The sequence below is a fragment of the Actinoplanes sp. NPDC051475 genome, from assembly GCF_040689425.1.
Classification (GTDB): domain Bacteria; phylum Actinomycetota; class Actinomycetes; order Mycobacteriales; family Micromonosporaceae; genus Actinoplanes.
In genome coordinates this window covers 1-23,856 of the sequence record NZ_JBFAZZ010000012.1, presented here as the reverse complement: position 1 = coordinate 23,856, position 23,856 = coordinate 1, and the positions used below count along the sequence as shown (strand labels likewise).

The window sequence follows — 23,856 nt, the reverse complement described above, 5'->3', positions numbered from 1 at the left end:
GTTGCGCCGAACAGGCAGGGGTCAGTCTGAGGAGCGCGGAGGTTTCGCTGTGGGCATCGAGGCCGTCAACAACCGGATCGCCGACATCCAGAGCCGGATGCTCGCCATGCAGACCCAGCAGGCGACCAAGACCGCGACCTCGAACACCACAACGGGCGCCACGGGCACCACATCGGCCTCGGGGGCCTCGTTCGCCTCGGCGCTCGCCGACGCGATCGGCACCCCGGCCACGGCGGCCGCCGACAAGACGTACACCTTGAACGGCAAGGGGATCCCGACCGAGTTGGCGGCGTACGGGAACGGCAAGATCCCGGCCAACGCCCTGGAGCAGGTCGGCAGCACCAGGCACAAGCTGTGGGCGCCGGCGGCGCAGTCGCTGACCAAGATGATGGCGGACGCCAAGGCGCAGGGCGTGACCATCGGCATCACCGACTCCTACCGGCCCTACAGCGAGCAGGTGGACCTGGCCCGGCGCAAGGGCCTGTACTCGCAGGGCGGGCTGGCCGCCAAGCCCGGCACCAGCGAGCACGGCTGGGGCATGGCGACCGACCTCGACCTGAACTCGAAGGCGCAGACGTGGATGCGCGCCAACGCCGAGAAGTACGGCTTCGTGGAGAACGTGCCGCGCGAACCGTGGCACTGGGCGTACAAGCCGAAGTCCTAGACGCGGCAGATCAACTCGCCGTGCAGCAGGGAGAGCCAGCCGTCCGGGTCGGCCGCCCACGTACGCCATCCTCGCGAGATGCGGTCGAGGTCGTCAGGGGTGGCGGCACCGGACTCGAGCGCTTGGCGTGACATGTCCGACTTCAGGATGCGGTCCGCCCACAGACCGCCCCACCACGCGCGGTCCTCGTCGTCGGCGAAGCACCACGTGCTCGAGGTGGCGGTGACGTCCGTGAAGCCCGCGGCGTGCGCCCAGGAGAGCAGTCGCCGGCCCGCGTCCGGTTCACCGCCGTTGCCGCGGGCCACCCGCTCGTAGAGAGCGAGCCATTCGTCGAGCTCGGGCAGCCGCGGAAACCACGTGAAGGCGGCGTAGTCGCTGTCGCGGACCGCCACGATGCCGCCCGGCCTGGTGACCCGGCGCATCTCGCGCAACGCCCGCACCGGATCGCCGACGTGCTGCAGGACCTGATGGGCGTGCACCACGTCGAAACTGCCGTCGGGGAAGTCGAGGGCGTGCACGTCGCCGACGGCGAAGTCGACGGTGGTCAGACCGCGCCGGGCGATCTCGGTACGGGCGAGGTCGAGGGCCGGCCCGGTGTGCTCCAGCGCGGTGATCCGGCCGGGTGTGACGCGCGTCGCGAGATCCGCCGTGATGGTGCCCGGCCCGCAACCGACGTCGAGGACCGTCGCGCCGGAGGTCAGATGGGGCAGCAGGTATGCCGCCGAATTTTCTGCGGTGCGCCAGCGGTGTGAGCGCAGGACCGATTCGTGATGCCCGTGGGTGTAGACAGCAGCCATGCCTCCGACGCTACGACTCTGTCTCGTATATCGGGAGCATCATCCTGCAATATGGGAGCGGGTCGGATACCGGATTTCCGTCGGTGCAGTTGGGGCCGTACTTTTGTGGCCATGAGGATCGGCATCGTAGGCGCGACGGGACAGGTCGGTGGCGTCATGCGCCGCATCCTGACCGAGCGCGGACTCCCCGTTGACCAGCTCCGGCTCTTCGCGTCCGCGCGCTCCGCGGGCCGGGCCCTGCCCTGGCAGGGCGGTGAGGTGACCGTCGAGGACGCCGGGAAGGCGGACTTCCGCGGCCTGGACATCGTCCTGTTCTCCGCGGGCAAGGGCAGCTCCAAGGAGTACGCGCCGCGCGTCGCCGAGGCCGGCGCCGTGGTGATCGACAACTCCTCCGCCTGGCGGATGGACCCCGACGTCCCGCTCGTCGTGGCCGAGGTGAACCCGGACGCCGCCGCGAACCGGCCGAAGGGCATCATCGCCAACCCCAACTGCACCACGATGGCCGCGATGCCGGTGCTGCGCCCGCTGCACGACGAAGCCGGCCTGGTCGCCCTGGTGGCGACGACGTACCAGGCGGTGTCCGGCGCCGGCCTGGCCGGCGTCGCCGAGCTCGACGAGCAGGTGAAGAAGGTCGCGGACCGGGCCACCGAGCTCACCCACGACGGCGCCGCGGTGGAGTTCCCCGCGCCCCGCTCCTTCGCCCGCCCGATCGCGTTCAACGTGCTCCCGCTGGCCGGCTCGATCGTCGACGACGGTCGCGGCGAGACCGACGAGGAGCAGAAGCTCCGCAACGAGAGCCGCAAGATCCTGGGCATCCCGGACCTCAAGGTCTCCGGTACGTGCGTCCGCGTCCCCGTCTTCACCGGCCACTCGCTGCAGGTGAACGCCCGCTTCGCCCGGCCGATCAGCCCGGACCGCGCCCGCGAGCTCCTTGCCGGCGCCCCGGGCGTCGAACTGTCCGACGTCCCGACGCCCCTGCAGGCGGCCGGTCAGGACCCGACGTACGTGGGCCGGATCCGCGCCGACGAGACGGTGGACAACGGGCTGGCGCTGTTCCTCTCCAACGACAATCTGCGCAAGGGCGCGGCCCTCAACGCCGTCCAGATCGCGGAATTGGTCGCCAAAAGCCTGCGCTGACGCCTCATCCGTAACGCCCCGTCCCGCCCTCGAGGTGGGGCGGGGCGTTCGTCGTACGGGAGCAATTTGTCGTTCCTTCGGGGGGTCTTCTTGACGCTCCACTATGGAAAATCCGGGCTTTTTGCCTGAATCGGTAGCGCATGGTCGATTTGAGGTGCACAGTGATGGCATGAACGACAGTGGGCCTGGCGGGGGCGGCTATTTCTGGTGCCTCCGGCATGACCGGGTCGAGTCCGGGGACGACGTGTGTCCTGCCCAGTACCGGCTCGGTCCGTACGCCTCCGCTGACGACGCCACGCGGGCACTCGAAACGGTCGAGAAGCGCAATGCGGCGTGGGATGCCGAGGATGCCCGCTGGACCGGGGAGGTCAGCTAGGCCGGCTCGACCCCTGTGTCCAAGCCGGAATCTTCGGTCTCCAGGCGGAGACGAGCCCGCAGTCATTCGCAAGGAGGAACTTCCCCATGGCCGTGACCACAAAGGCTGCCCCGACGAGGGCGGCCGCCACGAAGCCCGCCGGCGCGAAGCCGGCCGCGGCGAAGCGGCCGGCGGCCGGCGGCCGCACCGTAGCCGCGACTTCGGCGCCGACCAAGCGCACCACCACGGCGTCGGCTTCCGCCAAGCGCCCGGCGTCGGCCACCAAGCGGAGCAGCACGACCGCTTCGGCTGCCGCGAAGCGCACGTCGGCGGCCACGTCGACGGCGACCGCGGCCGCGACGAAGTCGGTGGCGGGCCGCGCGTCGGCCGCCGGCAAGACGCCGGCCAAGAGCGCCGCCAAGACGGCCGGCAAGACCGCCGGCCGGACTGCCGCCAAGAGCACCGCCAAGTCCGCGGCGAAGACGGCCCCGGCGAGCCGGACGACCGCCAAGAAGGCCCCGGCGACCAAGACCGCCACCAAGTCGGCGACCACGCGCAAGACGGCCGCGAAGTCCACGGCGGCGAAGTCGACGGCGGCGAAGTCCACGGCCGCGAAGTCGACCTCGGCGAAGAAGTCGACGGCGTCAAAGGCGACCACGGCGAAGAGGTCGACGGCGGCGAAGTCGGCGACTGCCAAGGCCACCACGGCGGCGAAGAAGACGGCTGCCAAGGCCACCACGGCCGCGAAGAAGACGGCTGCCAAGGCGACGGCGGCGAAGAAGACCACGGCGAAGAAGACCACGGCCAAGCCCACCGCGGCGAAGAAGACCACGGCGAGTAAGACCACCGCCAAGAAGGCGCCGGCGAGCAAGACCACCGCCAAGAAGGCGCCCGCGACAAAGGCCAAGTCGACGGCGGCGAAGCCGACCGCCGCGAAGCCGGCCGCGTCGAGGGCGACCGCCACCCGGGCGACCGGCAACGCCGCGGCCGCCAAGGTGAAGGCCGCGGGCGCCGGCAAATCCGGCAACGCGAAGTCCGCGTCCATGACCAAGAACTCGGCCACCAACGCCGGGCGGGTCGCGAAGCCCGCCTCGGCCGCCGCCGCCCGCCGGGCCACCGCGGCGAGCAACGGGCGTACCGCTGCTCCGGCGCGCAGGGCGACCGCCAAGCGCTGACCGGCAAGTCCGTCGAAAGGGTCGCGCCGCACGGGCGCGGCCCTTTCGCGTGTTAGGAATGACCCGTGCCGATCAAACGGGTTCTCGCGCCGCGCATCGACTTCTCCGTCCTCCGCAAGGAACTGGAGCTGCCCGGCGACTATCCGGCCGAGGCGCTGGAGGAGGCGGAACAGGCCGTCGAGACGCCCCTGCCCGCGACCGACCGCACCGACGTACCGTTCGTGACCGTCGACCCGGCGACGTCGCGCGACCTGGACCAGGCGATGCATCTGAGCTCTCGGGACGGCGGCGGTTTCCGGGTGCGGTATGCGATCGCCGACGTGGCCGCGTACGTCCGGCCCGGCGGTCCGCTGGAGGCCGAGACCTGGGTTCGCGGGCAGACCGTCTACCTGCCCGACGGCAAGATCCCGCTGCATCCGAAGGTGCTCAGCGAGGACGCTGTGAGCCTGCTGCCCGACGTGGACCGGGCGGCGGTGGTCTGGACGATCGACCTGGACGCCGACGCCGCGATCACCGGCGTCGCGCTGGAGCGGGCCCGGGTGCGCAGCCGCGCCAAGCTGGACTACGCGGGCCTGCAACGGGCCGTCGACGCCGGTGAGGCACCCGAGCCGATCGCGTTGCTGCCGAAGATCGGCGCGTTGCTCACCGCCCGGGCCGCCGCCCGGGGCGCGGTGAACCTGCCCCTGCCCGAGCAGGAGGTGGAGCCGGACGGCGACGGCTGGCGGCTGGTGCTGCGCGCCCCGCTGGCCGTCGAGGAGTTCAACGCGCAGATCTCGCTGCTGACCGGCATGGCGGCGGCGTCGCTGATGCTGGACGGCCGGGTGGGCCTGCTGCGGACGATGCCGGCGCCGCGGCCCGAGGCCGTGACGAAGCTGCGTGCCGCTGCCGCGTCGCTGGGGGTCGAGTGGCCCGATGGTGCCACGGTCGGCGCCGTCGTCTCGTCCGTGGACCCGGCCTCACCCCGGGGTGCCGCGTTCCTCAACCAGGCCGCGGAACTGCTGCGCGGTGCCGCGTACACGGCCTTCGAGGGCGAGGCGCCGGTCGAGACCGGGCACGGCGGGGTGGGTGCGCCGTACGCGCACGTCACGGCCCCGCTGCGCCGGCTCGCCGACCGCTACGCGACCGAGGTGTGCCTGGCCCTGCACGCCGGCGGGGGAGTGCCGGACTGGGCCCGCGCCGCCCTGCCGCGCCTGCCCGAGGCGATGGCCACGACCGACCGGATGGCCTCCGCCGCCGATCGTGGGGCCGTGGCGCTGACCGAGGCGGTGCTGCTCGCGGGCCGGGTGGGGGAGATGTTCGAGGCCGGCGTGCTCGACGTCGACGGGCCGCCACGGCCCGGCGGGCGGACCCGGCCGCCGGGCGGGACCGTCGCGATCGACGATCCGGCCGTGCAGGCCCGCTGCACCGGTGAGCTGCCGCTGGGCGAGCGCATCCCGGTGCGCCTGGCCGAGGCCGACCCGAAGACGCGTACGGTGCGGTTCGAGCAGGCTTAGGCCCGTCGCAGGCCGTCATGACCGGCAGGACAGGCCTCAGGGCAGTTGCGGCACGCCGGCGTCGTCCAGGGGCCAGGCGGGGTTGTGGGTGATCTCCCACAGGTGGCCGTCCGGGTCGGTGAAGTAGCCGAGGTAGCCGCCCCACTCGGTGGCACCGCCGGCCTTCACCAGCGTCGCGCCGGCCCGCACGACCGTACGCAGGGCCTCGTCGACCGCCGCTGGGCTCTCCACGTTGATCGCCAGCATCGTGGCGCGGAAGTCGGTGGCAGGGTTGGCCGGCGCTGTCCGCGGCGGCAGGCCCGCGTCCGTCGCGATGTCGTCCGTCGACACCAGCGACAGCAGGCCGCCCGCGGTGTGGAAGAAGCTCACCACCCCCGGCACCGAGGCCGGGGACAGGCGCCAGCCGAGCGACTCGTAGAACTCGGTCGCGCGCACGACGTCGGCCACGCCGAGGGTGGCGAGGCTGACCCGGGCAGGAACGGACATGTGACACCTCCGGGGACGAAGTCTGCCACTGCCACGATCTTGCCCGGGCCGTACCCCGATCTCTAGAAGGTGTGCTCCGCGGCCGGGAACTCGCCGCCGCGGACCTCGTCGGCGTAGCGGCGGGTCGCATCGCCGAGGATGCCGGCGAGGTCGGCGTACCGCTTCACGAAACGGGGTGCCTTGCCGCCGCGGAGGCCGGCCATGTCCTGCCAGACCAGCACCTGCGCGTCGGTGTCCGGCCCCGCGCCGATGCCGACCGTCGGGATGGCCAGCTCCTTGGTGATCTGCTTGGCCACCTCGCCCGGCACCATCTCGAGCACCACGGAGAACGCGCCCGCGTCGGACACCGCCCGGGCGTCGGCGATGACCTCCTCGGCGGCGCTTCCGCGGCCTTGGACGCGGTAACCGCCGAGGGTGTGCTCGCTCTGCGGCGTGAAGCCGATGTGCGCCATCACCGGGATGCCGGCGCCCACGATCGCCTTGATCTGCTCGGCGACGCGGCGGCCGCCCTCCAGCTTGACGGCGTGCGCGCCGCCTTCCTTCATGAACCGTACGGCCGTGCGCAGCGCCTGGGTCGGGCCCTCCTCGTACGAGCCGAAGGGCATGTCCGCCACGATCAGCGCGGTCTTCGTGGCGTGTACCACCGCGCGTACGAGCGGAAGCAGCTCGTCGGTCGTGACGGGCAGCGTCGTCTCGTAGCCGAACACGTTGTTGGCCGCGGAGTCGCCGACCAGCAGCACCGGGATGCCCGAGCTGTCGAACAGGGCGGCCGTGTACTGGTCGTACGAGGTGAGCATCGGCCAGCGGTCGCCGCGTTCCTTGGCCGTGATCAGGTCGCGGGTGCGGACCCGGCGGGTGGGCGGGCCGCCGTACAGGGTGGGCACCTCGGCGGGTGTCTCGGACATCGTCGTCTCCTTCCCTCGAGGCCGCGGAGTGCGGTCCCCGGGTTCGACTCGAATCGTCGCACCCGGGGGCCGCGAGCGGTCAGAGGTGAGTGGAGCCGGTCACACCCCTGTTTACGCCCCCTCGCGGAAGCGGTTGGTGATCGGCAGGCGCCGGTCGCGGCCGAACGCCTTGATGGAGATCTTCGTCCCCGGAGCGGACTGGCGGCGCTTGTATTCGGCGATGTCGACCATGCGGAGCACCCGGTCGACCAGCGCGGCGTCGTGCCCGGCGGCGATCAGGTCGTCGTGGCCCTGGTCACCGCCGATGTAGCCGCTGAGGATCGCGTCCAGCACCTCGTAGTCCGGCAGCGAGTCGGTGTCCACCTGCCCCGGCCGCAGCTCCGCCGAGGGCGGTTTGGTGATGGAGTTCTCCGGGATGGGCGGCTCGCCGCCGCGGCGGGCGGCGTCGGAGTTGCGCCACTTGGCGAGGCGCCACACCATCGTCTTGGGTACGTCCTTGAGCGGGTTGAAGCCGCCCACCGAGTCGCCGTAGAGCGTCGAGTAGCCGACCGCGAGCTCGCTCTTGTTTCCGGTGGTGAGCACGAGGTGGCCCTCCTGGTTCGACAGGGCCATGAGGATGACCCCGCGGACCCGGGCTTGGAGGTTCTCCACCGCGAGGCCGGAGAGCGACATGTTGGCCAGGAACGCGTCGACCATGGGCTGGATCGGCTCCGACCGGTAGTCCAGCCCCGTGCGCTTGGCGAGGTCGGCCGCGTCGTCGCGGGAGTGCGTGGAGGAGTAGCCGCTGGGCATCGAGACGCCGACGACCCGCTGCGGGCCGAGCGCGTCGACCGCGATCGCGGCGACGACCGCCGAGTCGATGCCGCCCGACAGGCCGAGCACCACCGAGCGGAAGCCGTTCTTCTCCACGTAGTCGTGCAGGCCGAGGGTGAGCGCGGACCAGATCTCCGCCTCGTCGGTGACCCGCTCGGCGACGCCGCCCACGGCCGGGCCGTCGGTCAGCGGGCGCGGGGCCGAGGGCAGGCTGATCCGCTCGATCGTCATGTCGTCGTCGCCCTGCTCCTCGCCCTGAAGCGATTCCGCGGACGCCTGCGGGGCCGGCGGTGCCGTCGCGTCGACCGGGGTTGAGTCCACCTCGACGTCATGGACGAGCAGTTCCTCGGTGAACTGGCCGGCCCGGGTGAGCAGCTGCCCGTCCGCGGTCACGATCATCGAGTCGCCGTCGAAGACCAGCTCGTCCTGGCCGCCGATCATGTTCACGTACGCGACGGTCGCCCCGGCCTCGGCGGCCCGGCGCCGCACCAGCGGCAGCCGTACGTCGTCCTTGTCGAGCTCGTACGGGGAGGCGTTGATGTTGACGACCAGCCCGACCCGGGCCCGGCGCGCGGCGGCGAACGGGCCGCCGGCCTGCCACAGGTCCTCGCACACGGTCAGGGCCACGTCGACGTCGCCGAAGCGCACCACGGTCAGCGAGGTGCCCGGCTCGAAGTAGCGATCCTCGTCGAAGACGCCGTAGTTGGGCAGGTGGTGCTTGAAGTAGGTGGCCGCCACCTCGCCGCCGAGCAGCAGCGCGGAGGCGTCCCGGCGGCCGCTGCCCGGGACCGCGTCGGCGCTGGTGGGCGCCGGCCCGTCGGCGTCCACGTAGCCGACCACCACGGCTACGTCCCCGAGCCCGTCGGCGGCCAGGTCGGTGGCGAGCTGCCGCAGCGCCGCCTGGGACGCCGCCACGAAGGAGTCCCGGAAGACGAGATCCTCGATGGGATAGCCGGTCAGCATCATCTCCGGGAACGCGACGATCTGGGCGCCGGCGTCGGCGGCACGCCGGGACCAGCGGCGCACGGCGGCGGCGTTGCCGGGGATGTCCCCGACCGTGGAGTTCACCTGGGCGAGAGCGATGCGCAACGAGGGCATGCCGCCATTCTTCCCCAGCGTCGGCATCCCGCGCGCCGGGTCCCTGCCGTACCGTCTGTGATCGACACCGGCCCGACCCGGGACGCGCCGACGCGCCGTGGTCAGCGTAATCTCGGCGTAATCGGTACGAGAGAGACTGGCCGCAGGGCGAGTACGAGGGGTTGACGTGGACCGACAGCAGGAGTTCGTGCTCCGTACGCTCGAAGAGCGCGACATCCGTTTTGTCCGGCTCTGGTTCACCGACGTGCTCGGCACCCTGAAGAGCGTGTCGGTCGCACCGGCCGAGCTCGAGTCCGCCTTCGAGGAGGGCATCGGCATCGACGGCTCGGCCATCGAGGGCTTCGCCCGGGTCTCCGAGTCCGACATGGTCGCCATGCCCGACCCCACCACGTTCCAGGTCTTCCCGTTCGAGGGCGGCGCCAGCGGCGAGAGCGCGCGGATGTTCTGCGACATCCTGCTCCCCGACGGCAGCGCCGCGTGGGCCGACCCGCGGCACGTGCTGCGGCGGATGCTCGCCAAGGCCGCGGAGAAGGGCTTCACCTTCTACACCCACCCCGAGGTCGAGTTCTTCCTGGTGCAGGACGGCCCGCTGGACGGCTCGGTGCCGATCCCGGTCGACGGCGGCGGCTACTTCGACCACACCACCCACTCGGTCGCGCGCGACTTCCGCCGCCAGGCCGTGCTCGCGCTCGAGCGGATCGGCATCAGCGTCGAGTTCAGCCACCACGAGGTCGCCCCCGGCCAGCAGGAGATCGACCTGCGGTACGCGGACGCGCTGACCACCGCCGACAACATCATGACCTTCCGGCACGTGGTGAAGGAGGTCGCGCTGTCGCAGAGCGTGCGCGCGACGTTCATGCCGAAGCCGTACACCGACCAGCCCGGCAGCGGCATGCACACCCACCTGTCGCTGTTCGAGGGCGAGCGCAACGCCTTCTACGACGGCGAGGATCCGCTCAAGCTGTCCAAGACCGCCCGGGCGTTCATCGCCGGCCTGCTCGTGCACGCCCGCGAGTACACGGCGGTCACGAACCAGTGGGTCAACTCGTACAAGCGGCTCTTCCCGCTGCAGCTGCCCGACCGGATCACCGAGTCCCCGGCGTTCGTCAGCTGGGGACACCTCAACCGCTCCGCGCTCGTCCGGGTGCCCGCGTTCGGCAAGCCGAACTCGGCCCGGGTGGAGGTCCGCTCGATCGACTCGGCCACCAACCCGTACCTGGCCTTCGCGGTCATGCTGGGCGCCGGCCTGAAGGGCATCGAGGAGGGCTACGAGCTGCCGCCGGGCGCTGAGGACGACGTCCTGGCGCTGTCGCCGCAGGAACGCAAGGCCATGGGCTACGACTCGCTGCCCGAGAACCTCGCCGAGGCGATCGAGGTGATGGCCAAGTCGGAGCTCGTCCCGGAGGTCCTCGGCGAGCACGTCTTCGACTTCTTCCTGCGCAACAAGCGGCAGGAGTGGGAGCAGTACAGGCGCGAGGTCACCCCGTACGAGCGGCAGCGTTATCTCGGGACACTCTGAGACTTTCGCCCCGCCGGTCGATCACGAAAGTGCCCTGGTCCGATACGGTGCCCTCGGACGCTGCGCGACGAGGGAGAGACCGTGCTGGAGAATCTGCTTGAGGGTGCCGGGCGGAGCATCGTGTTCGGTGCGGTGGGCATCGGGCTGATGGCCCTGGGCTTCGTGCTCGTCGACCTGCTGACCCCGGGCAAGCTGCGCGACCTCATCTGGGTGGAGAAGAACCCGAACGCCGCCATGCTGCTGGCCGCCAACCAGCTCGGCATCGCGCTGATCGTCTTCACCGCGATCTTCACCAGCTACGAGAACTTCGGCGAGGGCCTGGCCTCCACGGTCATCTTCGGCGTGCTGGGCATCGGCGTGATGGGCCTGGCCTTCCTGGTGCTCGACTGGATGACCCCGGGCAAGCTCGGCGAGGTCATCTGCACCCAGGACCGGCACCCCGGGGCCGTCGTGAGCGCGGCCTCGCACTTCGGCGCGGCGCTCATCGTCTGCGCCTGCATCGCCTGACGGCTCAGTCCCGGGTACGCCCGAAGCTGCTGATCTCCGTGTTGCCGGCCCGGCGCGCTCCGGGCAGGTCCTCGGCGATCGCCGCGGCCGCCATGACGACGGGGATCAGCGCGAGCTGGGCCACTGCCACGACATGACCGAGGGGTACGGCGGCCAGCACGACGAGGGCCGCCACCACCCGGTGCGGCCATCCGCCGATGCCCAGCATGCGCAGGAAGAGCGCGTGACCGGCCTGGTAGAGGGCCACCCCGCCGCTCAGGGCGATCGCCTCGCCCCAGTGCAGCGGCTCGAACGCGTGCCCGACCGTCTTCTTGATGCCGACGGCCAGGACCACGATGCCCGCCAGCATCACGAAGTGCGCGTACCCCCAGGCGTCCAGCGCGAGGCGGGCCCGCCGGCCCGGGTCCTGGACGCCGGCCAGCACGTGCTCCGAGCGCTCGTCGTCGCCGGCGAAGTAGATCCACCACAGGTAGTAGGCGACGCAGAGCCCGAGCACGGCCACGAGGATCTCGCCGAGTCCCAGGTGGACGCCGCTGAACCCGAGCCCGATCGCCACGATCGACTCGCCGATCGCGACGATGACGACCAGCGCGTGCCGCTCGACGAAGTGCCCGGCCTGGATCGAATGCATCTCGATGCGGTGCAGGTGGCCGGCGGCGATCTGCACCAGCGGCGCGGCGACCCAGCAGACGTGCCGCCACGGCTCGGGCAGGAGACCGCCCGCGAGCACCAGCAGGGCAGCCAGGATGTTCAGCGGGGCGAGCCGCTTCATCGCCGTGACCGCCGCCGGGCCGGCCTGCAGGAACAGTGCCGAGTGCACGAGGTTGACCACGAGGTAGCTGACGCCGAACAGCCAGCCGTACTCGCCGAAGGCCTCGGGGATCGCCAGCGCCATCACCAGGAAGCCGGCCATGCCGGCCAGCAGGAGCGTCCGCCGGGTCGTGCTGTTCGGCGCGACAGCGTTGGTGAGCCAGGCGTAGCCCGAGTACATCCACCAGATGACGAAGAGCATGAGCAGCACGTCGACGAGCGTCCCGACGGTGATGTGCTCGGCGAGAGTCGCGGTGAGCTGCGTGATGGTGAAGACGAAGACGAGGTCGAAGAACAGCTCCAGCGTCGAGACGCGGATGCCGGACTCGGACTCGGGTGCGGCGGGTTCAGCCATGACTCCGCAGCCTAAGCGGCCGGGCACCAGGGCGGGGACCCGTGCCCACCCGATAGCCTCGACGGGTGGGCACAGCACTGGTGATCGAGAACGACCCGTCCGACGATCTGCGCCGGCTCGGTGAATGGTTCGCCGAGGCGGGCCTCGAGCTGACAATCGTGCGGCCGCACGCGGGCGATCCGCTGCCCGAGTCGCTCGACGGGTTCCTCGCCCTGGTCGTTCTCGGCGGGGATCAGAGCGCGTACGCCGATGCGGCCGGCCGCCCGGGGGCCCCGTGGTTTCCCGCCCTCGAGGGACTGCTGCGCAAGGCCGTACGCCACCGTGTGCCGACGCTCGGTGTCTGCCTCGGCGCCCAGCTGCTCGCCCAGGCGCACGGCGGCCTGGTGGAACGCAGCACCTCCGGTCCCGAGATCGGCCCCGGCCTGGTCGGGCGCCGTGACGCGGCCGACACCGACCCGCTGTTCAAGTGGGTGCCGCTGCTGCCCGACGTGGTGCAGTGGCACGCCGACGAGATCACCGAGCTGCCGATCGCCGCCGTCCTGCTCGCCGCCTCCACCCGGTATCCGCACCAGGCGTTCCGCCTCGGCGACCGGGCGTGGGGCCTCCAGTTCCACATCGAGTGCGACGCCGACATGATCGCCGGGTGGGCCCGTTCCGACCACGCGGTCCTCGCGGAGCTCGGCTACAACGCCGAGGCGGTCGTGGCGGCCACCGCGGGCGTGCTCGCCGACGTCGAGGAGGTCTGGCAGCCGTTCGCGGCCCGGTTCGCCGCGCTGGCCAAGGGCGAGCTGGCCGGCGCCGACATACCGGTTCCGGGCTCTCCGCGTACGCTGCCGCTGCTGGGTCAGTGAGATGACCAGGCCCAGCCGGCTCGCCCGGTACGGCTTCGCCGACAACGGTGCGCGCGCGGCCGACCTGCTCGGCCCGCACGGGCTGCGGCTGTGGAACGCCGAGGCGCAGGAGCCCACCGACCGCGCCGCCGCGGAGCTGCTGCAGACGCTGTCCGCGGCGGCCGATCCGAACCTCGCCCTGCGCCAGCTTCACCGGCTCGTCGACGCGGTGTCGCGGGCGGCGCTGCGCGGTAACGGCGGCCCGGTCACCGGCCCGGGGGAGGAGATCCCCGCCAGTCCCGACGCCGACGCCATCCTGTCGGCGCTGGACACCGACGCCGGCCTGCGCCGCCGCCTGGTCGCCGTGCTGGGCGCCTCCAGCGCGCTCGGCGACCACCTCGTCGCCAACCACGACCAGTGGCGGGTGCTGGCCACGGGCAAGACCGGCCTGCCGCCGAACGCGGAGGGGCACCTGGACTTCGGCGACTCGACGGGGGAGGGGCCGCCGACCGTTCCGGCGCTGCGCACGGCGTACCGGATCGCGCTGTTGCGGATCGTCGCCGCGGACCTGACCGGCGGCCGCGGCCTGGAACCGACGATGGCCGCGCTGTCCCGGCTGGCCGACGAGACGCTGGCAGCCGCGTACGCGATCGCCGTGGCCGGTCTGCCGGGCACCGCCGAGCCGCGGCTGGCGGTCGTCGCGATGGGCAAATGCGGCGGCGGCGAGCTCAACTACGTGTCCGATGTGGATGTCATCTTCGTGGCCGCCGGCGACGAGGACCTGTCCGCGGGCACCACCGTGGCGGCCAAGCTGATCGAGATCTGCGGGATGGTCGCGTGGCCGGTGGACGCCGCGCTGCGGCCCGAGGGCAACCGCGGCCCGCTGGTCCGCACGCTCGCCAGCCACCAGGCCTACTACCGCCGCTGGGCGCGTACCTGGGAATTCCAGGCGCTGCTCAAGGCCCGGCCGGCCGCCGGAGATCTCGGCATAGCGCAGGAGTGGATCGACGACCTCGCGCCGCTGGTGTGGCACGCCGCCGAGCGCCCCGAGGCGGTGGCCGACGTCCGCGACATGCGCCGGAAGATCATCGACAACGTGCCGCCCAAGGAGGTGGACCGGGAGATCAAGCGTGGCCCGGGCGGCCTGCGGGACATCGAGTTCGCCGTACAGCTGCTGCAGCTGGTGCACGGGCGCATCGACGAGACCCTGCGCGACGGCGCCACCCTGCCCGCCCTTCGTGCGCTGGTCGCCGGCGGTTACGTGGGCCGTGAGGACGGCGAGACGCTGCTTCGCGGCTACCGCTTTCTGCGTACCGTCGAACATCGGTTGCAGTTGCAGAACCTGCGGCGTACGCACACGGTCCCGGACGACCCCCAGGCCCTGCGCTGGCTCGCCGCGGCCCTGGGCTACAAGGCGCTGGCCGGCCGCGACGCCGTCGAGGCGTTCCGCTCCGACTGGGTGAGCCACGCCGCGCAGGTGCGCCGCCTGCACGTCAAGCTGCTCTACCAACCGCTGCTCGAAGCGGTGGCGCGGGTGCCCGCCGAGGCGCTGCGGATGACCCCGGAGTCGGCGGGCCGCCGCCTGGAGATCCTCGGCTTCGCCGACCCGGCCGGCGCCCTGCGGCACCTGCAGGCGCTGACCGGTGGCGTCAGCCGGACCGCGGCGATCCAGCGCACCCTGCTGCCGATGCTGCTCCAGGAGTTCGCGGACGCGCCCGAGCCCGACCGCGGCCTGCTCAACTACCGGCACGTCTCCGACAAGCTCGGCAGCACCCCCTGGTATCTGCGCCTGCTCCGCGACGGCGGCCCGGTCGCGCGCCGGCTCGCCCGGGTGCTCAGCCTCTCCCGGTACGCGACCGACCTGCTCATTCGCGACCCCGAGGCGCTGCGCCTGCTCGCCAACGACGCCGAGCTCCAGCCCCGGCCGCCGGAGGTGCTGCGCGACGGTTTCATCGCCGCCGTCGAGCGGCACCTGCGCGACGGCGACACCGACCCGGCCCCGGCCATCGCCGCGGTCCGGGCCCTGCGCCGGCGGGAGCTGTTCCGATTGGCCTGCGCCGACATCCTGAGCGGCGCCGGCGAGCTCGCGCCGGCCCAACCGCTGGACGTCGACGCGATCGGGATCGCCCTGTCCGCCGTCACCGACGCCACGCTGGGCGCCGCATTGCACGCGGCCCGGCGCGTCCACCCCGGACCCGAGGGGTTGCGGTTCGCGGTGATCGGCATGGGCCGGCTCGGCGGGTACGAGATGAGCTACCCGTCCGACGCCGACGTGCTGTTCGTCTACGAGCCGCCCGAGGGCGCCCCCGAGGGGCAGGCCAGCGCGGCGGCCCACGCGATCGCCGAGGAGCTGCGCCGGACCCTGGGCGCCCCCGCACCGGACCCGCCGCTGGGCGTGGACGCCGACCTGCGACCCGAGGGCCGCCAGGGTCCGCTGGTCCGCAGCCTGAACGCGTACGCGCAGTACTACGCCCGCTGGTCGCGGGTCTGGGAGGCGCAGGCACTGCTGCGCGCCCGTTTCGTCTGCGGCGACGAGGATCTCGGCCGCCGCTTCGAGCAGCTCGCCGACGGCATGCGATACCCGGACGGCGGGCTGACCCGCGAGCAGGTCATCGAGATCCGGCGGATCAAGGCGCGGGTCGAGGTCGAGCGGCTGCCGCGCGGCGCGGACCCCAACACCCACGCCAAACTCGGGCGCGGGGGGCTCGCCGACGTCGAGTGGGCGGTGCAGCTGCTGCAACTGCGGCACGCGTACGCGCTGCCCGTGCTGCGCAAGACCCGCACGCTCGAGGCGCTCACCGCCGAGCTGAAGGCCAAGCTGGTCGACCGGGTCGACGCTGCGGCGATGACCGCGGGGTGGACCCTCGCCGCCCAGGTCCGCAACGCGTTGACGTTGGTTCGGGGGCGGCCGACCGATCAGCTGCCGCGGCACGGGGTCGAGCTCGCCGGGGTGGTTCAGCTGCTGGGTGGCGGCGATCCGGGGGAGTTCGTCGACCGCTATCTGCGGATCACCCGGCGGTCGCGGGCGGCGATGGAGCGCGTCCTCGATGCTTGACCGGCACCTCGGCGGCGTCCGGCCGGTCCTGGCCGCCGTGGTGGTCGCGATCCTGGTACGCCTGCCCTTCGTCTTCACCGGCCTGTCGACGGACGAGGGCGGTTACGCGTACGTGGCCCGGCAGTGGGCCCGGGGTGACCGCCTCTACGACACGGCCTGGCTCGACCGGCCGCAAGGCCTGCTGCTGACCTACCGCGCGCTGCTGGCGATCGACGACTCCGCGTGGGCGATCCGGGCCGGCATGGTCGCCGGGGGAGCGATCATCACGGCCGCGCTGGCGGCGATCGGGTGGATGCTGGTGAACCGGGCGGTGGGGATCGCCGCGGCCTGGCTCTACGCGGTCGCCGGGCTGGCCCCGCACCTGGAGGGCATGACCCTCAACGGCGAACTGCTCGCGAGCATCCCGTCGACGGTGTCCATCGCGCTTGCCGTCTGGTGGTGGCGGCGGGACCGGCCGCTGTGGGTCCTCGCGGCGGCCGGTGCCTGCGCCGGCCTCGCGCTGACCATGAAGCAGTCCGGCATCGACGGCATCGTCGTCGGGCTGGTCATCGTGATCCTGGTCCGCAGCGGGCGGGCGGCCGTGGCCTTCCTGTCGGCGGCGGCGGTGCCGCTGATCGCGTCCGTGCTGCACGGCATCGCGGTCGGCTGGAACTTCTACTGGACGGCGCTCGTCGGCTATCAGCTGTCGGCCATGGGCGGCGACGGCTCCAACGCGTCGACGCGCTGGAGCGACCTCGGCCGTCACGCCGGCGACGTGGCGCTCGACCTGACGCTGATCCTCATCGTGGCGGTGCTGGGATGGCGCCGGTTCGACCGGGGCGGCCGGTGGCTGCTCGGCGCCTGGCTGGCCGCCGGATTCGTGGGCATCAACCTCGGCGGCTCGTACTGGCCGCACTACTTCGTCCAGCCGCTGCCCGCTCTGGTGCTGCTCGCGGCGGCTGCGGTGGTGGGAGTGCGGTCGCCGTGGCGGCGGCGGGCCCTCGGGGCGGTCGTCGTGCTGCCCACGCTGGTGTGGCTCGCCACGCTGGTGCCGATGTCGCCGGGGCGCCGGGCGGACACCATCCCGTACGATGCGCTGGCCGCCCGAGACGACCGGATCGCGGCCGTGATCAGGGCTTCCACCACGCCGGACGAGCGCATCTACGTCTTGGAGTCGGAGGCGTACCTGTACTTCGCGGCCCACCGGGAGTCGCCGTATCCGTACCTGTGGGGAAAGCCGATCGACAAGATTCCGGACGCGCTGCCGCGGCTGCGCGCCATGCTCACGTCGCCGCAGCGACCCGCCCTGGTGGTCCTCGACACCCCGCCGGAAGCCGTGGACCCGAGCGGCGGGATCGCCGCGGACCTGGCCGCCCACTACCACCTCGGCACGGTGGTCGAGGGAGTGACGATCCTGCGGGCGAACCCATGACTCCGGCGAAGGTGCGGTGGCTGGGTTTCTTCGGCGCGGTGTGCGTGGCGGCCGACGCCGTCCTGTTCGGGGCGCCGACGTGGATCCGGCGCGACGTCTCGGTCCTGAGCATCCTGCGCGGCCCGAACGGCGTCCTGATCATGCTGCTCTGGATCGCCGGGCTCACCGCCTTGTGCGCCGCTTGGTGGTACGGGCGCCGCCTCACCGTCACGAGCCGCTGGATCGTCGCGACGGCCGCGCTGTGGATCGTCCCGCTGCTGGTCGTGCCGCCGCTGGCCAGCCGGGACATGTACGCGTACGCGTGCCAGGGCGCCCTCTTCGACGCCGGCTTCAACCCGTCGGAGGTGGGCGTCGCGGCGCAACCGTGCCCGTGGATCGACTCCGTGTCGGTGGTGTGGCGGGACACGCCCACGCCGTACGGGCCGCTCTGGATCCTCCTCACCGGCCTGGCCGCCTCCTTCGGCTCGCAGGCCGTCGCCCTCGGGATCTTCCGCCTGTACGCGGTCCTCGCGGTGGCGGCGCTGGCCGTGGTGGTCCCCGCGCTGGCTCGCCGCACGGGCGTACCGGTGGAGCGGGCCCTGTGGCTCGTGCTCTGCTGCCCCCTGGTCCCGGTGCACTTCGTCGGGGGCGGCCACAACGACGCGCTGACCATCGCGCTGCTCCTGGCGGGTCTGGCGCTCATCGCCGGCCGGCGTCCCACCCGGCTGCTGATCGCCGGCGGCGCGCTGGTCGGCGCCGCGATCGCGGTCAAGACCACGGTCGGCGTGGTGCTGCCGTTCGCCGCCCTGCTCGCCGCCGGCGGGCTCGACCTGACCCGCGAGGGCCTGCTGCGCTTCCTGCGTCGCGGCGGTGCGGTCGTCGGCGGCGCGGCCGCGGCCCTCGTGGCGCTGTCGGTGGTCTCCGGGCTCGGTTTCGGGTGGGCGGTCGCGCTCTCCGGCGCGGGGGAGTCGCGCAGCTGGACGTCGCCGCCCACCGCCGTCGGGATCGCGGCGAACGCCGTCGCGAAGTGGTTCGGCGTCACGCTCGACGTCGTCCCGGCCGTCCGCGCGGTCGCTCTGATCCTGCTGCTGGTCACGCTCGTCGCGATCTGGTGGCACTTCCGGCGTGGCGACCCGCTGCACGGCGCCGGGCTCGCCTGCCTCGCAGTCATCTTCTTCGCGCCGATCACCCAGCCCTGGTACCTGTTCTGGACGCTGGCCCTCTTCGCCGTGACGACGGTACGGATGCGCCGGCTCGAGGTGACGATCATCGCCTCGATGTTCCTGATCCTGCCCGACGGCGACGGCGCGTGGAAACCGCTGCAGGTGCCGTTCGCGTTCCTGGTGACCGGCCTGGCCGGCTGGATCGCGTGGCGTTCCGTGCGGTGGTTGCGCCGTCCCGCCCCGGTCGGAGTGCCCTCATGACGATCACGCCCCGGCTCGTGCGGTGGGGCGGGTTCGTCGGCAGCATCGCCACGGCCGGTACGGCGTACCTGGGCGGGGCGGGTTTCGAGCGGGTGCCCAGCGTCAATCCACTCACGCTGCTCAGCGGCCAGCGCGGGGCGCTGCTGCCGATCCTCTGGGTGCTCGGCACGGCCCTGCTCATCGCCGCCTGGTGGACCGGCCGGCACGTCGTGCCGTCGACCCGCTGGGTCCTGGTCACGGCCGGGCTGTGGTTCCTGCCCGTGCTCCCCTTCCTGCCGCTGGGCAGCGCGGACGTCTATTCGTACGCGTGCCAGGGGTACGTCCAGCAGGCAGGCGGTGACCCGTACGCGGGCGGGGTGGGCGAGGCCGGCTGCCCGTGGCTGAGCTCGGTGGCGTCGTCATGGGTGGACTCGCCGGCGCCGTACGGACCGCTGTTCCTGGTCCTCGCCGCGCGCGTGGTCGCGTTCGCCGGGGACTCGCTCGCCGGGGTGGTGGCCGGGTTGCGGATCGTCGCCGTGGCGGGCGTGGCGCTCCTCGCCGCGTGCCTACCGTCCCTCGCCCGCCGCTGCGGCGCCGACCCGGCCCGCACGACCTGGACGGTGCTCGCCTGCCCGCTCGTGCTCGTGCACCTGGTCTCGGGTGCCCACAACGACGCGCTCATGATCGCCCTGATCGTCGCCGGGCTCGCGCTCGCCGCCGCCCGCCCCGCGCCGGCCGGGCTCGTCGCGGCCGGCGCGGTTCCGCGCCAGGCGGCCCTGGTTGCGGCCGGCGCGCTCCTGGGCTTGGCGGTCGGGGTCAAAGCCACGGCGGTCGTGGTGGTGCCGTTCGCGGTCCTGGCCGCGCTTGCACCGCTTCCTCCCGCGCTTTCAGTCGCGCTTCCGCCTGCGCCGGGCCGCCGGAACCTGCGCGAGCTGTGGCCGCCGACGGCCTCGATCGGGGGCGGCCTCCTGCTGACGACGGTCCTGCTGGCGGTCGTGTCGGGCCGCGGCGCCGGCTGGGTCGCCGGACTGCTGCGCAGCGGCGACAGCGTGACCTGGGGATCACCCTCCACGGCCGTCGGACTGACCGTCGAGTTCGCCACCGGGCTGGACGCCGTACCGGTGACCCGCTTGGTCGGTGTGCTCCTCCTCGCCGTCATCCTGGTGCTGCTCTGGTGGCGGGCCTTCCGCCGCGGCGACGCCCTCGGTGGCGCGGGCCTCGCGCTCGCGGCGACGGTCCTGTGCGCCCCGGTCTTCCATCCCTGGTACGCCACCTGGCCACTGGCCGTCCTCGCCGCGACCCGCCCGGAGAATCGGTGTCTGCTAGGGCTCTGCGCCTTCGCGGCGACGCTCACCACACCCGCCGGCTACAACTGGGCGCTCTACACCCGCCTGCCCGGCGCGTTCGTCGTCACGCTCGCCCTGGTCGTGATCGTGGTGGTCGCCGTACGCCGGCGGCGGGACCGTAGGGTGGTCGCGTGACCCGCCGGACCGTGATCCTTGCCGTAGCGGCGACCGCCACCGCGGCATCGCTCGTCTGGACGGCGATACACCACTTCTACTTCGACTGTGGCGTCTACGCCGGCGCGGTCCGCTACTGGTTCCGGGACGGCGGCCTGGTCTACGACTACGTCAAGGGAGGCACGCCGTACGGCTTCACCTATCCGCCGTTCGCGGGGCTGTTGATGGCGCCCATGGCGTGGCTGCCGCTGTGGCTGGTCGCCGCGGTCGCGTCCGTCGCCACCGTCGTCACGACGGTGGTGGTCATGTGGTGGTTCGTCGCTCCGCTGATCCGCCGCCGGGGCTGGACGCCGTGGTACGCCCTGGCCGTCGCCGTCTGTCTCGCCCTGTTCTTCGAGCCGGTCCGGGAGACGTTCGGCTTCGGCCAGGTGAACCTGCTGCTGCTCGCCCTCGTCGCGGGTGACGTGCTGATCGGGGTAGCGCGGGGCCGGCGCTGGGCAGGCGTGGGTATCGGGCTCGCCGCCGCGATCAAGCTGACTCCCGCCGTCTTCATCCTCTATCTGCTGGTCACCCGCCGGTGGCGGGCCGCGGCCACGGCCACCGCGACCGCCGCCGCGGCCACCCTGTCAGCCGGGGCCCTGTGGCCGGACGCCTCCCGCGAATTCTGGACCGCGGCGCTCTGGGACACCAACCGGGTCGGGAACCTGGAATACGTCTCCAACCAGTCGCTTCGCGGCATGCTCGCCCGGCTGCCGGTCGACGCGGTCGAGTCCAAGCTCTGGGTCGTGTGCGTCCTGCTCGCCGTCGGGCTCTGGGCCTGGCGGGTACGCCGTGCCGACCCCCTCGGCGGCCTGGCGCTGACCGGCATCCTCGGGTGCCTCATCAGCCCGGTCACCTGGGTGCACCACTGGGTGTGGCTGCTGCCGGCGCTGGTCCGGTGCGTCGAGGTGGCCCGTACCGACCCGTGGGTCTTCCGGGTCGGCGTGGCCGGCTACGCCCTCGTGTGCACCCGCGTGACTTTCCTGTACGAGAACGGGCCCAAGCCGCCGCTCGCGGTCATCGGGGCCAACCTCTACGTGCTGCTCGGCGTCGCGCTGCTCGTGTGGATGCCCGCCACGGCCGATGCGGTTGCGACGGATCAGCCCGATGAGCAGGGAATCGGCAGACCGCGGACGCCCGAGGTCTCCCCGGCGTCCACCTGAGTGCTGCCGGTGGGCCTCCTCACTGGACCCGCACTCAGCGCCGGCGCCTCGGTTGTTTGACCACGATCGAGCCGGCGGCGCGGTCGTGCAGGCCCCGGCGGTCGGCGTCCATGACGAGCGCCGGGATCAGCAGCGCCAGCAGGAGGCCGCGGAGCAGACCCTTCGGGATGCCGATCGCCCCGCCGTCGGTGAACGAGACGCAGCGCAGCCGGGCCAGGGCCATCCCGGGGGTCTGTCCGAACGGGCCGATGAATAGAGCGTTGATGACGATGAGTACGACCACAGGCGGCCAAGCCACCACGCGCGGATCGGCGTAGAGGCTCGACACCAGCAGGCACAGCGCCCAGTCGATGATCAGCGCCGCGAAGCGCCGGCCGAAGTCGGCGGGCTCGGTCACGGACTCGTTCGCGCGGGTCGCCACGTTGATCAGCGTAATCGCCGGTATGCGGGGTCATGCTGGGGGCGTACCCGTGGGCCGATCTGCTCCCGGCGGCGTGTCACCGGCGATAGGGTCCGGTTGGTCGCGGCCGGATTCAGGTGCCGTAACACGGCGGAAACAATAGGGATACGCCCGGGCAACTCCCGCCCCATAGCGTCGCGACCAGCCTTGCCACGTGGCGGCTCACGCCGCCCCGGTTCGAAAACCTGTGCCAGGAGGACGTGTGTTCGCCAATCCCGAGGAACTCCTGCGATACCTCAAAGACGAGGACGTCAAGTTCGTCGACGTACGGTTCTGTGACCTTCCCGGCGTGATGCAGCACTTCAACATGCCGGTGGAATCGTTCGACGACAGTGTTGTCACCGACGGCCTCGCCTTCGACGGATCGTCGATCCGCGGGTTCCAGGCCATCCACGAATCCGACATGATGCTGCTGCCGGACGTGACGACGGCCTTCATCGACCCGTTCCGGATCCAGAAGACCCTGGCCCTGAACTTCTTCATCCACGACCCGTTCACCCGCGAGGCCTACTCGCGTGACCCGCGGAACGTGGCGAAGAAGGCCGAGACCTACCTGGCCTCCAGCGGCATCGCCGACACGGCGTACTTCGGTGCCGAGGCCGAGTTCTACATCTTCGACTCGATCCGCCACTCCACCTCCGCGAACGAGTCGTTCTACTACATCGACTCGATCGAGGGCGCCTGGAACTCCGGCAAGGAGGAGGAGGGCGGCAACCGCGGCTACAAGACCGCGTACAAGGGCGGCTACTTCCCGGTGGCCCCGGTCGACCACTACTCCGACCTGCGCGACGCCATGGTCCGCCGCCTGATCGACGTCGGCTTCACCGTGGAGCGTTCGCACCACGAGGTCGGCACCGCGGGCCAGGCCGAGATCAACTACAAGTTCTCGACGCTGCTGCACGCCGGCGACCAGATGCAGATGTTCAAGTACATCATCAAGAACACCGCCTGGGAGCACGGCAAGACCGCGACCTTCATGCCGAAGCCGCTGTTCGGCGACAACGGTTCCGGCATGCACACCCACCAGAGCCTCTGGATGAACGGCGAGCCGCTGTTCTACGACGAGACCGGCTACGCCGGCCTGTCCGACACGGCCCGCTGGTACATCGGCGGCCTGCTGCACCACGCGCCGTCGCTGCTCGCGTTCACCAACCCGACCGTCAACTCGTACCGGCGCCTGGTGCCCGGCTACGAGGCCCCGGTCAACCTGGTCTACTCGCAGCGCAACCGCTCCGCCTGCACCCGCATCCCGGTGACGGGCAGCAACCCGAAGGCCAAGCGCGTCGAGTTCCGCGTGCCGGACCCGTCGTCGAACCCGTACCTGTCCTTCTCGGCCCAGATGATGGCCGGCCTGGACGGCATCAAGAACAAGATCGAGCCGCCGGCCCCGATCGACAAGGACCTCTACGACCTCCCGCCGGAGGAGTGGGGCAACGTCAAGCAGGTCCCGGGCTCGCTGGACGCGGTCCTGAACAGCCTCGAGGCCGACCACGAGTTCCTGACGGCGGGCGGCGTCTTCACCGACGACCTGATCTCGACCTGGATCGACTGGAAGCGCGCGAACGAGATCGACCCGGTCCGGCTGCGCCCGACCCCGCACGAGTTCGAGATGTACTACAACGTCTGATGTGAGCTCGTGGCGGCGGAAACGCTCGCTGGTCTGATCTCGGGTACGACGTAGAGGGCGGCGGTCATGCTCGGCTCCCAGCCGACGTGGCCGCCGTTTTCCTGTTCCGGTCACTCGTCCGGTGGTGGCCGGTGGGCGTCGACTAGGGCACAGTGGATCTGTGACGGCTCGAACGCCTGCTTCTGCCTGTCCGGCGAGTGCGCCGGATCCGGACGGCCGGGTCGATGTGTTCGTCAGTCACGCGGGCCGGGATCGGGCGTGGGCGGAGTGGGTGGCGTGGACCTTGCTCGACGCGGGTTACACGGTGGAGTTGGA

Annotated in this window: 22 protein-coding genes; 15 read left to right on the top strand and 7 right to left on the bottom strand. The window is 72.0% G+C overall.

Annotation, left to right across the window (positions count from 1 at the left end; genetic code table 11):
- Positions 1–49: 49 nt before the first annotated feature.
- Positions 50–664 (top strand): M15 family metallopeptidase, encoded by a 615-nt coding sequence (locus AB0368_RS23955; RefSeq protein ID WP_366156181.1) that lies wholly within the window; start codon positions 50–52, stop codon positions 662–664.
- Here the strand turns inward: AB0368_RS23955 and AB0368_RS23950 are convergent.
- A complete protein-coding gene (locus AB0368_RS23950; RefSeq protein ID WP_366156180.1) occupies positions 661–1,461 on the bottom strand; it encodes a methyltransferase domain-containing protein in 801 nt (266 codons plus the stop codon). The two genes, AB0368_RS23955 and AB0368_RS23950, sit on opposite strands and share 4 nt — an antisense overlap.
- Before the next feature lie 111 nt (positions 1,462–1,572).
- Here AB0368_RS23950 and AB0368_RS23945 point away from each other — a divergent pair, with 111 nt between their 5' ends.
- A complete protein-coding gene (locus tag AB0368_RS23945; RefSeq protein ID WP_366156179.1) occupies positions 1,573–2,598 on the top strand; it encodes an aspartate-semialdehyde dehydrogenase in 1,026 nt (341 codons plus the stop codon).
- 169 nt (positions 2,599–2,767) lie between these two features.
- Complete coding sequence (locus tag AB0368_RS23940; protein WP_364685196.1) at positions 2,768–2,974, top strand: hypothetical protein; 207 nt, start codon at positions 2,768–2,770, stop codon at positions 2,972–2,974.
- Here the strand turns inward: AB0368_RS23940 and AB0368_RS23935 are convergent.
- Positions 2,967–3,998: a hypothetical protein gene (locus tag AB0368_RS23935; RefSeq protein ID WP_366156178.1), complete on the bottom strand. Its 1,032-nt coding sequence runs from the start codon at positions 3,996–3,998 to the stop codon at positions 2,967–2,969. The genes AB0368_RS23940 and AB0368_RS23935 overlap by 8 nt on opposite strands.
- Between AB0368_RS23935 and AB0368_RS23930 the strand changes: the two genes are divergently transcribed.
- Together AB0368_RS23930 and AB0368_RS23925 are read left to right on the top strand one after the other, a co-directional pair.
- Positions 3,997–4,128, top strand: coding sequence for a hypothetical protein (locus tag AB0368_RS23930; RefSeq protein WP_366156177.1), 132 nt, complete (start codon positions 3,997–3,999; stop codon positions 4,126–4,128). The genes AB0368_RS23935 and AB0368_RS23930 overlap by 2 nt on opposite strands.
- Before the next feature lie 65 nt (positions 4,129–4,193).
- On the top strand, positions 4,194–5,621 hold the full coding sequence (locus AB0368_RS23925; RefSeq protein ID WP_366156176.1) for an RNB domain-containing ribonuclease: 1,428 nt from the start codon (positions 4,194–4,196) through the stop codon (positions 5,619–5,621).
- A gap of 36 nt (positions 5,622–5,657) precedes the next feature.
- Here AB0368_RS23925 and AB0368_RS23920 read toward each other — a convergent pair whose 3' ends face one another.
- The 3 genes from AB0368_RS23920 to AB0368_RS23910 all read right to left on the bottom strand — a co-directional run bounded on the left by AB0368_RS23920 (position 5,658) and on the right by AB0368_RS23910 (position 8,923).
- On the bottom strand, positions 5,658–6,107 hold the full coding sequence (locus AB0368_RS23920) for a VOC family protein (RefSeq protein ID WP_366156175.1): 450 nt from the start codon (positions 6,105–6,107) through the stop codon (positions 5,658–5,660).
- A 62-nt stretch (positions 6,108–6,169) separates the two neighbouring features.
- Entirely contained in the window at positions 6,170–7,012 is an 843-nt protein-coding gene (panB, locus tag AB0368_RS23915) for a 3-methyl-2-oxobutanoate hydroxymethyltransferase (RefSeq protein WP_366156174.1), read from the bottom strand.
- A 111-nt stretch (positions 7,013–7,123) separates the two neighbouring features.
- Complete coding sequence (locus AB0368_RS23910; RefSeq protein ID WP_366156173.1) at positions 7,124–8,923, bottom strand: NAD+ synthase; 1,800 nt, start codon at positions 8,921–8,923, stop codon at positions 7,124–7,126.
- A 166-nt stretch (positions 8,924–9,089) separates the two neighbouring features.
- Here AB0368_RS23910 and AB0368_RS23905 point away from each other — a divergent pair, with 166 nt between their 5' ends.
- Both AB0368_RS23905 and AB0368_RS23900 read left to right on the top strand, forming a co-directional pair.
- A complete protein-coding gene (locus tag AB0368_RS23905) occupies positions 9,090–10,442 on the top strand; it encodes a glutamine synthetase family protein (RefSeq protein ID WP_366156172.1) in 1,353 nt (450 codons plus the stop codon).
- Positions 10,443–10,523: 81 nt separating this feature from the next.
- Positions 10,524–10,949 (top strand): DUF350 domain-containing protein, encoded by a 426-nt coding sequence (locus AB0368_RS23900; protein WP_366156171.1) that lies wholly within the window; start codon positions 10,524–10,526, stop codon positions 10,947–10,949.
- A 4-nt stretch (positions 10,950–10,953) separates the two neighbouring features.
- On the opposite strand, the gene AB0368_RS23895 is transcribed toward AB0368_RS23900, so the two are convergent.
- Positions 10,954–12,114: a low temperature requirement protein A gene (locus AB0368_RS23895; protein ID WP_366156170.1), complete on the bottom strand. Its 1,161-nt coding sequence runs from the start codon at positions 12,112–12,114 to the stop codon at positions 10,954–10,956.
- Between the two features lie 65 nt (positions 12,115–12,179).
- On the opposite strand from AB0368_RS23895, the gene AB0368_RS23890 reads away from it, so the two are divergent.
- From AB0368_RS23890 to AB0368_RS23865, 6 genes are read left to right on the top strand one after another with little or no spacing between them, the layout of a single operon-like run.
- Positions 12,180–12,965: a type 1 glutamine amidotransferase gene (locus AB0368_RS23890; protein ID WP_366156169.1), complete on the top strand. Its 786-nt coding sequence runs from the start codon at positions 12,180–12,182 to the stop codon at positions 12,963–12,965.
- 1 nt (position 12,966) lies between these two features.
- Positions 12,967–15,999 (top strand): bifunctional [glutamine synthetase] adenylyltransferase/[glutamine synthetase]-adenylyl-L-tyrosine phosphorylase, encoded by a 3,033-nt coding sequence (locus AB0368_RS23885; protein ID WP_366156168.1) that lies wholly within the window; start codon positions 12,967–12,969, stop codon positions 15,997–15,999.
- Positions 15,992–17,410, top strand: a complete 1,419-nt coding sequence (locus AB0368_RS23880; RefSeq protein WP_366156167.1) for a hypothetical protein — start codon at positions 15,992–15,994, stop codon at positions 17,408–17,410. Before AB0368_RS23885 ends, AB0368_RS23880 begins: the two co-directional genes overlap by 8 nt.
- Positions 17,407–18,813: a polyprenol phosphomannose-dependent alpha 1,6 mannosyltransferase MptB gene (gene mptB / locus AB0368_RS23875; RefSeq protein ID WP_366156166.1), complete on the top strand. Its 1,407-nt coding sequence runs from the start codon at positions 17,407–17,409 to the stop codon at positions 18,811–18,813. Before AB0368_RS23880 ends, mptB (AB0368_RS23875) begins: the two co-directional genes overlap by 4 nt.
- The gene (gene mptB / locus AB0368_RS23870; protein WP_366156165.1) at positions 18,810–20,273 is read left to right on the top strand and encodes a polyprenol phosphomannose-dependent alpha 1,6 mannosyltransferase MptB; all 1,464 of its coding nucleotides are present in this window, start codon (positions 18,810–18,812) and stop codon (positions 20,271–20,273) included. Before mptB (AB0368_RS23875) ends, mptB (AB0368_RS23870) begins: the two co-directional genes overlap by 4 nt.
- Positions 20,270–21,454 (top strand): glycosyltransferase 87 family protein, encoded by a 1,185-nt coding sequence (locus tag AB0368_RS23865; RefSeq protein ID WP_366156164.1) that lies wholly within the window; start codon positions 20,270–20,272, stop codon positions 21,452–21,454. The genes mptB (AB0368_RS23870) and AB0368_RS23865 overlap by 4 nt, the downstream gene beginning before the upstream one ends.
- Before the next feature lie 34 nt (positions 21,455–21,488).
- Here AB0368_RS23865 and AB0368_RS23860 read toward each other — a convergent pair whose 3' ends face one another.
- Positions 21,489–21,875, bottom strand: coding sequence for an RDD family protein (locus AB0368_RS23860; protein WP_366156163.1), 387 nt, complete (start codon positions 21,873–21,875; stop codon positions 21,489–21,491).
- A 241-nt stretch (positions 21,876–22,116) separates the two neighbouring features.
- Here AB0368_RS23860 and glnA point away from each other — a divergent pair, with 241 nt between their 5' ends.
- Together glnA and AB0368_RS23850 are read left to right on the top strand one after the other, a co-directional pair.
- Entirely contained in the window at positions 22,117–23,541 is a 1,425-nt protein-coding gene (gene glnA, locus AB0368_RS23855) for a type I glutamate--ammonia ligase (RefSeq protein ID WP_366156162.1), read from the top strand.
- Between the two features lie 121 nt (positions 23,542–23,662).
- Positions 23,663–23,856 (top strand): toll/interleukin-1 receptor domain-containing protein (locus AB0368_RS23850; RefSeq protein WP_366156161.1); only part of this gene is annotated, 194 nt, incomplete at its 3' end.

Bases quoted from the DNA above. Each gene is read 5' to 3' on its own strand.
- AB0368_RS23950 (WP_366156180.1), bottom strand. From the start codon at position 1,461: ATGGCTGCTGTCTACACCCACGGGCATCACGAATCGGTCCTGCGCTCA.
- AB0368_RS23945 (WP_366156179.1), top strand. From the start codon at position 1,573: ATGAGGATCGGCATCGTAGGCGCGACGGGACAGGTCGGTGGCGTCATG.
- AB0368_RS23940 (WP_364685196.1), top strand. From the start codon at position 2,768: ATGAACGACAGTGGGCCTGGCGGGGGCGGCTATTTCTGGTGCCTCCGG.
- AB0368_RS23880 (WP_366156167.1), top strand. From the start codon at position 15,992: ATGCTTGACCGGCACCTCGGCGGCGTCCGGCCGGTCCTGGCCGCCGTG.
- AB0368_RS23910 (WP_366156173.1), bottom strand. From the start codon at position 8,923: ATGCCCTCGTTGCGCATCGCTCTCGCCCAGGTGAACTCCACGGTCGGG.
- AB0368_RS23885 (WP_366156168.1), top strand. From the start codon at position 12,967: ATGACCAGGCCCAGCCGGCTCGCCCGGTACGGCTTCGCCGACAACGGT.
- AB0368_RS23935 (WP_366156178.1), bottom strand. From the start codon at position 3,998: ATGGACGCGGACTTCGCGTTGCCGGATTTGCCGGCGCCCGCGGCCTTC.
- mptB (WP_366156165.1), top strand. From the start codon at position 18,810: ATGACGATCACGCCCCGGCTCGTGCGGTGGGGCGGGTTCGTCGGCAGC.
- panB (WP_366156174.1), bottom strand. From the start codon at position 7,012: ATGTCCGAGACACCCGCCGAGGTGCCCACCCTGTACGGCGGCCCGCCC.
- mptB (WP_366156166.1), top strand. From the start codon at position 17,407: ATGACTCCGGCGAAGGTGCGGTGGCTGGGTTTCTTCGGCGCGGTGTGC.
- AB0368_RS23920 (WP_366156175.1), bottom strand. From the start codon at position 6,107: ATGTCCGTTCCTGCCCGGGTCAGCCTCGCCACCCTCGGCGTGGCCGAC.
- AB0368_RS23895 (WP_366156170.1), bottom strand. From the start codon at position 12,114: ATGGCTGAACCCGCCGCACCCGAGTCCGAGTCCGGCATCCGCGTCTCG.
- AB0368_RS23930 (WP_366156177.1), top strand. From the start codon at position 3,997: ATGACCAAGAACTCGGCCACCAACGCCGGGCGGGTCGCGAAGCCCGCC.